The 6,555-nt window shown below is 67.9% G+C and carries 7 protein-coding genes; 3 read left to right on the top strand and 4 right to left on the bottom strand.

Annotated features, from left to right (window positions below):
• The 3 genes from PHR85_RS11580 to PHR85_RS11570 all read left to right on the top strand — a co-directional run.
• Positions 1-278, top strand: a 278-nt coding sequence (locus tag PHR85_RS11580) for a hypothetical protein (RefSeq protein WP_300054450.1), incomplete at its 5' end; no start/stop codon positions are given.
• A 112-nt stretch (positions 279-390) separates the two neighbouring features.
• A complete protein-coding gene (locus tag PHR85_RS11575) occupies positions 391-990 on the top strand; it encodes a hypothetical protein (protein WP_300054448.1) in 600 nt (199 codons plus the stop codon).
• 96 nt (positions 991-1,086) lie between these two features.
• Positions 1,087-1,734 (top strand): methyltransferase domain-containing protein, encoded by a 648-nt coding sequence (locus tag PHR85_RS11570; protein ID WP_300054446.1) that lies wholly within the window; start codon positions 1,087-1,089, stop codon positions 1,732-1,734.
• Positions 1,735-1,745: 11 nt separating this feature from the next.
• Here the strand turns inward: PHR85_RS11570 and PHR85_RS11565 are convergent, their stop codons facing one another.
• Genes PHR85_RS11565 through PHR85_RS11550 form a run of 4 tightly spaced genes read right to left on the bottom strand, consistent with a single transcriptional unit; the run spans position 1,746 to position 6,392 of the window.
• A complete protein-coding gene (locus PHR85_RS11565) occupies positions 1,746-2,369 on the bottom strand; it encodes a LuxR C-terminal-related transcriptional regulator (protein ID WP_300054445.1) in 624 nt (207 codons plus the stop codon).
• Between the two features lie 7 nt (positions 2,370-2,376).
• A complete protein-coding gene (locus PHR85_RS11560) occupies positions 2,377-4,374 on the bottom strand; it encodes an ATP-binding protein (RefSeq protein ID WP_300054443.1) in 1,998 nt (665 codons plus the stop codon).
• Positions 4,375-5,889, bottom strand: a complete 1,515-nt coding sequence (locus PHR85_RS11555) for a tripartite tricarboxylate transporter permease (protein ID WP_300054442.1) — start codon at positions 5,887-5,889, stop codon at positions 4,375-4,377.
• 14 nt (positions 5,890-5,903) lie between these two features.
• Positions 5,904-6,392, bottom strand: coding sequence for a tripartite tricarboxylate transporter TctB family protein (locus PHR85_RS11550; RefSeq protein ID WP_300054440.1), 489 nt, complete (start codon positions 6,390-6,392; stop codon positions 5,904-5,906).
• Positions 6,393-6,555 lie beyond the last annotated feature (163 nt).

The following is a 6,555-nucleotide window of genomic DNA, read 5'->3' as shown; positions in this document are numbered from 1 at the left end:
CGCTGTCGACCGACTCCTTCATCTCGGCGGCTTCCTTCCAGGAAACCACCCGCGTGCTGACCGAAGCGGCCATCATGGGCAAGCGCGACGAGCTGCGCGGCCTGAAGGAAAACGTGATCGTGGGTCGCCTGATCCCGGCCGGTACCGGCATGGCCTTCCACGACGCCCGTCGCGCCAAGGAGCAGATGGACGACGAGGAGCGCCGCTCGATCGCCGAAGCCGACGCCGCCGCGCTGGCGAGCGACCAGGCCGAGGCCAGCGACTCCGCGGCCGAATGAGGTCCTGAGCGCTGAAGGGGGAGGGCGTTAGCCCTTTCCCGTTGCAATATGAAACCCCGGCCGGCACCCGCCCGCCGGGGTTTTTTCATGATCAATCCGCCATGAACCTGCCATGAACCTGTATCTGCTGCTGGCCCTGGTCGCCTTTTTCGTTTTCCAGCTGCGCGCGCGTGAACAGCGCGCGCGCATTGCCCTGCTGGCGCAGCACCTGCGCCGCTACCAGATCGAGCCGCTGATGGAGCGCCTGACCGAGGGCTACCAGCGCGCGCTCGCCGAGTCCGACCCGCAGCGCCGCGAGGCGCTCTGGCAGCAGCACGGCACCAGTGAGCAGGCGCTGGCCGACCAGGTCGGTCGTCTGGCCAGCGACTTCGCGCGCGTCGAGGCCGGGCAGGCGCTCGTCAGCCGCTGGCCGCTGCCCTACGCCACGCGCTGGTGGCCTCAAGCCTGCTTCGATTTTCGCCAGCTGCTGGCGCTGCACGCGCGCGGCCTGGCCGAGGCCGCCGCGCGGGACGAGCGCCGTTCACCGCAGGAGCGTGCCTACCGGCTGATGGCCGAAATGCTGCTGCTGCAACACAGCTGTCACTGGTTCTGCCGCTCGCGCACCATCGCCAGCGCGCGGCTGCTGGCGCGCCACAAGACCCGCCACGACCAGGCCCTGCGGGCGGTCGGCGCGGCCACGCGCGAGGCCTATCTCCTGCTCATCGGCGGCTGAAACTGATCAAACCCTTGCTCATGCGCCTGGCCCGCCCTACACTGGCCCGACAGCCCGGGTTCCACGGGCGACCATGGACAGAGAAGGGACAAGACAATGGGCATTGCACCCCCCGCCCTGGCGGGATCGGCCGACGAGGCCGCCGCTCGCGCGTTGTATCGCGCGCGCTGCGGCTATTACGACCTCCAGCTTGCCCCCTATGAGGGGCTGCGCCGCTGCGCGGTCGAGCGCCTGGGCCTGAAACCGGGCCAGGTCGTGCTCGACATCGGTTGCGGCACCGGCATGAGCCTGGACCTGTTGCAGCAGGCGGTCGGCCCCGCTGGCCGCGTGGTCGCCGTCGACCAGAGTCACGAGATGCTGGAGCAGGCCCGTCAGCGTGTCGAGCGCGAAGGCTGGCAGCAGGTCGAACTCGTCTGCAGTCCGGTGCAGGATGCGGTGCTGCCCGCGCGGGCCGATGCCGCGCTGTTTCACTTCACCCATGACATCCTGCAGACACCGGCCGCGCTCGATCATGTGCTGGCGCAGCTGGCCCCAGGCGCCAGGCTGGCCGTCTGCGGGCTCAAGTGGGCACCGCCGCTGTTCGCCGCGTTCAACCCGCTGGTCTGGTGGCACGCGGTCCAGTCCGTCACCACGCTGGATGGACTCGATGCGCCCTGGGCAGGGCTCGCGCAGCGCGGCGCCCGCCTGACGGTGGAGCCCCTGCTCTGCGGCACGCTGTTCCTGGCCAGCGGCCAGCTGCCCTGAGGCTGCCGCTTTCAGTCCTGCTGCTGCAGCCGGACCAGCTCGACCACCGATTTCACCCCCATCTTGTCGAAGATGCGGGCCCGGTGCACCTCGACCGTGCGCACGCTGATCCCGAGCTGATCGGCCACCAGCTTGTTCGGCATGCCGGCGGCGACCAGCTGCATGACGGTCTGCTCGCGTTCGGTCAGCCCGGCGATGCGCAGCAGCAGATCCCGCTGGCGTTGGCGCTGGGCCAGCGCCTCGGCCGATTGCTCCAGCGCGCGCTCGATCCGGGCCACCAGGGCGTTGTCCGAGAACGGCTTTTCGCAGAAGTCGAAGGCGCCGCGCAGCACCGCGTCGACGGCGGTGGGCACATCGGCATGGCCGGACAGGAAGATCACCGGCAGCTGCGTGAACCAGGGCTGCTCGCGCAGGCGCTCGAACAGCGCCAGCCCGCTCATGCCGGGCATGCGCAGGTCCAGCAGCGCGCAGCAGGGCGAGCCCGGCCCCTCGCGCCAGCCCTGAGCCTCGGCCCAGAAGGCATCCGCGCTCGCGTAAGGGATGCTCAGCAAGCGGCGCGTGCGCAGCAGCCAGCCCAGCGAGTCGCGCACCGCATCATCGTCGTCAATCAGGAATACCGTACCGTCCTTGGCCATCCCCGCATCATAGGGCGGCTGGCAGCGTGAAGCGAAATACCGTGCCGCGCGGCGACCCGGACAGGTAGTCCAGCGCGCCGCCATGCTGTTCGACCACGGTGCGGCACAGGCTCAGGCCCAGGCCCATGCCCTCTGACTTGGTCGTGAAGAAGGGTGTGAAGAGCTGCCGAGCGATCTGGTCCGACAGGCCATGGCCATGGTCGGTGACCGTGAAGGCGATCCATGGGCGTCCGCCACTTGTTTCGGCGGGTGCTGGCGCGGCCCGCAGCTGCAGCGTGCGCAGCCCGGAACTGGCCGGCGGGTCGCCGGTCGGCATCGCCTGCAGGCCGTTGCGCACCAGGTTCAGCAGCACCTGCTCGACCATGGTGGCATCGCACCAGGCCGGCGGACAGCCGGGTTCGACCTGCCAGCGCACCTCGATGCCGGCCTTGCGCGCCTGCAGCTGTACCAGCGGCGCGATGCCGTCGAACAGCGCCTGGGGCGCGACCGCGCTGCGCTCACGTTCGCGCCGACGCACCAGGTCACTCACGCTCTTGATGACCCGGCCGGCGCGCTCGGCCTGGGAGGCGATGCGTCGCATCGCTTCCTCCAGGTCGGGCCGCAGGGCCTGGCAATCCCGGTCGGCCTCCTGCAGCAGGTTGAGCGAGCCGTTGGCATAGCTCGATATCGCCGCCAGCGGCTGGTTGAGCTCGTGACTGATCAGCGAGGCCAGCTCACCGGCCATCGCCAACCGCGCGGTGGCCGCCAGTCGCTCCTGCGAGGCGCGCGACTGTTCCTCGATCTTGCGCTGCGCGCTCAGGTCCAGCGCCGCGCTCATCCAGCCGGTCTGCCGACCCTGGGCGTCGATCAGCGGGGCTTCGACGACCAGCAGCGGCAAGCGGGTGCCGTCAGGCCGGATGTATTCCGCCTCGAAGCCCTGGCGCGGCTGCGGCTTGCCGGTCTGGTTCACCGGCTGACGCTGCAGGTATTCCTCGACCCGATCGGGCGGCCAGTAGGGCGCCGGGTTGCTGGTGCCGATCAGTCGTTCGGGTGGCAGGCCGACGAGTTGGCAGAACGCCGGGTTGACGTAGGTGATGCGGCCCTTCATGTCGCGCGCGCGCAGACCGGTTTGCAGCGAGTCCTCCATCGCCTTGCGGAACGCCAGCGCCTCGGCCAGTCGGGCCTCGGTACGCAGTCGCTTGCGCACGTCGTAGGCCAGCAAGGCCAGCACGCCGGCCAGCGCCAGTGCCAGCAGCGCCAGCGTCGAGCTCAGCGCCTTGGGCCTGCCGTCGGCGAATTCGCGCGCCTGCTCCAGCCGCAGCGTATAGGCGCTGCCGGGCAGTTCGAACAGCTGCACCGCGCGCAGGGTGTCTTGCCGATGGGTGAGCCTGCCGGCGATGGCCAGTCGGGTGCCGTCGGATTCGGTCAGCGCCACGCTGAGCGAACCCTGTGCATCGCGACCGACTCGCTCGGCCAGCAGGTTGCTCAGCCCATAGGTCAGGACCAGATAGCCCTCGTCGTCAGGCAGTTGCAGGCACATCTCAAGCAGTTCCTGGCCGCGGCCCTCCTGCTGCGGCAGGAAGTAGCTGGTCGAATAGGCCGGGCCGTTGAAGCGCCTGGCGTTGGCGCAGGCCTGCCGCACGTCGGGCTGGAACTGCGAGCGCGGCAGCTGGTCGAACAGGTTGGGCAGGAAGGGGCTGGCCTGTGCCAGCCTGATCTGCAGCTGCGGGTCGCGCCATTCGATGCGCAGCACCTCGCGGTTGTCGAGCAGCAGCGCGGTGCTGGCCTGTTGCCAGCGGGCCTGGTCAGGCCGCGAGCTGTGCAGGGCCTGCAGCGCTTGCACATTGTGGTTCAGGCTGGCCCGGATCTCGGCGACCAGATCGGTGGCGGTCTGCTCAAGTTGCTCGGTCAGGCGGCTGTCCTCGTAGGCCCTGGCGAGGAAGACCAGCGCCCCCAGCAGCAGCAGCAAGAGGACGCAAAGGGCCGACCACAGCCACCAGCGGCCGGCCCCGAGGGAGAACTTCAATCAGTCCTCCACGAAGGCTTCCTCGCGCTTCTTCTTCACCGAAGGCGACAGCACGATCAGCAGCAGCACTGCGGCGACGGCCAGCAGCGAGGCCGACAGCGGACGGGTCACGAACACGCTCCAGTCGCCGCGCGACAGCAGCATGGAGCGGCGCAGGTTCTCCTCCATCATCGGACCCAGGATCAGGCCCAGCAGCAGCGGTGCGGGCTCGCAGCCGAGCTTGACGAAGAAGTAGCCGATCACACCGAACAGGCCGGTCAGCCAGATGTCGAAGGTGGTGTTGTTGGTCGAGTACACGCCGACCGCGCAGAACAGCACGATGGCCGGGAACATCCAGCGGTAGGGCACCGACAGCAGCTTGATCCAGAGGCCGACCAGCGGCAGGTTCAGGATCACCAGCATCAGGTTGCCGATCCACATCGAGGCGATCAGGCCCCAGAACAGCTCGGGGTTGCTGGTCATGACCTGCGGACCCGGCTGGATGTTGTGTATGGTCATGGCACCGACCATCAGCGCCATCACGGCGTTGGGCGGGATGCCCAGCGTCAGCAGCGGGATGAAGGAGGTCTGCGACCCAGCGTTGTTGGCCGCCTCGGGGGCTGCCACGCCACGGATGTTGCCCTGGCCGAACGGTACTTCGCCCGGCTTGAGCTTGGTCTTCTTCTCGATCGTGTAGGCCGCGAACGACGACAGCAGCGCGCCGCCACCCGGTAGGATGCCCAGCGCCGAGCCCAGCGCGGTGCCGCGCAGGATGGCCGGCATCATGGCCTTGAAGTCGGCCGCCGTCGGCATCAGGCCGCTGACCTTCTTGGTGTTGAGCGCGCGTTCCTCCTCGGGCTGAGCCAGGTTGACGATGATCTCGCCGTAGCCGAACAGGCCCATCGCGATCACGATGAAGTTGATGCCGTCGGTCATCTCGGGGATGTCGAAGCTGTAGCGCGCCACGCCCGAGTTGACGTCGGTGCCGACCAGGCCGAACAGCAGGCCCAGGATGATCATCGAGATCGCCTTGAGCAGCGAGCCCGAGGCCAGCACCACGGCGCCGATCAGGCCCAGCACCATGAGCGAGAAATACTCGGCCGGGCCGAACATGAAGGCGATCTCGGTCAGCGGCACCGCGAAGGCGGCCAGCACCAGGGTGCCGACCGAGCCGGCGAAGAAGCTGCCGATGCCGGCGGCGGCCAGCGCCGGGCCGGCGCGTCCTTTCTTGGCCATCTGGTAGCCGTCGAGCGCGGTCACGACCGAGGAGGCTTCGCCTGGCAGGTTGACCAGGATCGCGGTGGTCGAGCCGCCGTATTGCGCGCCGTAGTAGATGCCGGCGAGCATGATGAGCGCGGCGATCGGCGGCAGCGCGTAGGTCGCGGGCAGCAGCATCGCGATCGTCGTCACGGGCCCAAGGCCGGGCAGCACGCCGATCAGGGTGCCGAGCAGGCAGCCGATCAGCGCGTAGAGCAGGTTCTGCATCGTGAAGGCGACGCCGAAGCCAAGCGAGAGGTGGTCAATGAGATCCGTCATGATGTGCTTTCCTTTCAGGCGCCGATGAACCAGGGCCAGACCTGGAAGGTCAGTCCAAGCATCTTGACGAACACGAAATAGCTGCTGACGGCCAGGATGGCAGACAGGATGAATGCGCGCTTGATGCAGAAGTCCTTGCTGGCCAGCATGGACACGAAGGTCAGGCCGACGATCGCGACCATCAGGCCCATGGCCGGGATGCCCAGGCTGGGCAGGCCGCCGAGCAGCAGGCCGAAGATCAGGTTGGCGCCGATGACGAAGGTCAGCGGCCGCCAGGCGATCTTGCCGATTTCCTGGCCTTCTTGCGGCTTGGCGCCGAAGGACTGGATGGCGGTCAGCATGCCGAGCACGGCCAGGATGACGCCGAGCACGAGCGGGAAGTAGCCCGGGCCCATGCGGCCGGCGGTGCCCATGTCGTACTCGCGGGCACCCAGCGCGAACGCGGCCCCCGTGAGCGTGAACATCAGTCCCGCGACCAGGTTTTGTTGGCTTTTGATCGCCATGTGATCTCCTATCGTGGTTTTAGTAATGAACGAATTGTCCACCGGCCATCACGACAGGAAAATTGTGGAAGCTACGTACGCTGGAGCGGGCCTTGTCGAGACGGGAATTAATCCAGTTTGAATACAAATTTCATGAAAGCGTATTTTTTCCTTTCTACGATGC

Source organism: Malikia sp. (assembly GCF_028687635.1).
Classification (GTDB): domain Bacteria; phylum Pseudomonadota; class Gammaproteobacteria; order Burkholderiales; family Burkholderiaceae_C; genus Malikia.
Note: the sequence above shows the minus strand (reverse complement) of the source record. Positions and strands in the feature narration are given on the sequence as shown.